General features: G+C 27.6%; 2 rRNA genes and 1 pseudogene. All 3 read right to left on the bottom strand.

What is annotated here, in order from left to right:
- Positions 1-494: 494 nt before the first annotated feature.
- Positions 495-1120 (bottom strand): annotated as a pseudogene (locus NG901_RS16575) (Gfo/Idh/MocA family protein); the annotation flags it as partial.
- A gap of 370 nt (positions 1121-1490) precedes the next feature.
- Positions 1491-1607, bottom strand: a 5S ribosomal RNA gene (rrf, locus tag NG901_RS16565).
- Between the two features lie 57 nt (positions 1608-1664).
- Positions 1665-1769 (bottom strand): 23S ribosomal RNA (locus NG901_RS16560); the annotation flags it as partial.

The raw sequence follows: 1769 nt of genomic DNA, 5'->3' as shown, positions 1-1769 counted from the left end.
TCTTAACTTCTTTTTAACTTGTTTGCCGCATCTCTCAGCGACGTGTTTTATCTTACCATATATGTTAATTGCCTTTGGCATATAAATATGCATATTTTAAAGTTAACTCTATAATACTAGTAAATTCTTTATAATTCTCATTTATTTAATTACTGATACACTAGGAACCGTTATATTGATGTTTGTTTATATAAACTCATAAATCACCTTATTAAAATCATAATTTTAATATTTTATGATTTTAGTATTAGTTTTCTAATTCTATTAAAGTCTAGCAAATGTAATATATATAGATTGTAAATCAACTTTTTATTAACTATACTTCTATTTTATCTATAGTTTTTTTCTTGATTATTTAATTAAATATACATTGGTCAATTACACTAAATAAAAAATATAGTATTTATATGTCAAATATATGAATTGATAATGTAGAATGTATTAATTTCCCTTGGATAAATTAATACAAGTTACTTATTTTGTATATTAGTTTGCTATTTTAATTTTTCATATTCAGAACAATCAACCCTAACTAATTCTCCAATTTCAAAAGATCCTTTACATGCATATCCAACAATAGTTGATAAGACGCCATCTTCAACAGTAACAACTGGCTTTCTATTTTCTAATACACAATTAACAAATTCTTTAACCTCTGCTAAATATGCATCCTCAAATCTTTTTAAAAATCCACCAGCACATTCATTATTAATTCCATTATCATTAAATACCGTTACTAAATTTTTATCTGGAGTTGTTCCAATTCTTAATGTTCCTTTAGTTCCTATTATTTCAGTTTCTATATGATATCCATGAGCACAATTTCTGCCAGCAACAAGTAGTGTCATAGTTCCATTTTTTAACTTAACCATAGCGGCTACAGTTTCAGCATCATTTATTTTATCAAATTCTTTATGTTCATAAGCTCCTCCTATTTCCCATAGCATCTTACCAAGACAACCTTACCTATAGACCCCTCTTCAATTTTTTGTTTAGCATAAGCATATGATTTATCATACCTTCTCATAAATCCAAGCATAAATATTTTTTCCAAATGAGAATTTACAGCTTTCATAGCTTCTAATGCATCTTCTAAATATAATCCAAGTGGCTTTTCATTAAGTGTTATAGTTAGAAAAATAAACTATAAAGAAAGTCTGCTAAGGAGTAATTATTAATAAAAACCCAATATAATGTTTATAATGTTGTGGATAAACTTATAAAAGGAAAGAAAAAAGTGCAATACTAATTAAAATAAATAGTATTGCACTTAACATATATAACTTTTACTTAAAAAAGAACAACATCTCATGGACTTTTTTATTTCATCTACAGATAAAAAAGTCAGACTGTCTAACTATATATTGATAATATTAAAATATTTTAAGTTTTAATAGTGTATATTAAACTCTATCTATTATTAACATTACCTTCATATTATTTTTATATACTAAAAAAGAGATAGTTGTTATAACTATCTCTTTAAGCTTACCTGGCAACGTCCTAATCTCCCACACAGTCTCCCGTGCAGTACCTTCGGCGCTATGGATCTTAACTTTCCTGTTCGGAATGGGTAGGAGTGTTACTTCCATGCCATCATCACCAGATCCTTTGAAAGAATGTTCTTTCAAAATTGCACATAAATTGTATATAACAATTATTTATTGGTCAAGCCCTCGACCTATTAGTATCAGTCAGCTAAATATGTTGCCACACTTACACCTCTGACCTATCAACCTTGTAGTCTTCAAGGGGTCTTACTAGCTTAC

It is taken from the genome of Clostridium sp. CMCC3677, from assembly GCF_023845585.1.
GTDB lineage: Bacteria > Bacillota > Clostridia > Clostridiales > Clostridiaceae > Clostridium > Clostridium aquiflavi.
Note: the sequence above shows the minus strand (reverse complement) of the source record. Positions and strands in the feature narration are given on the sequence as shown.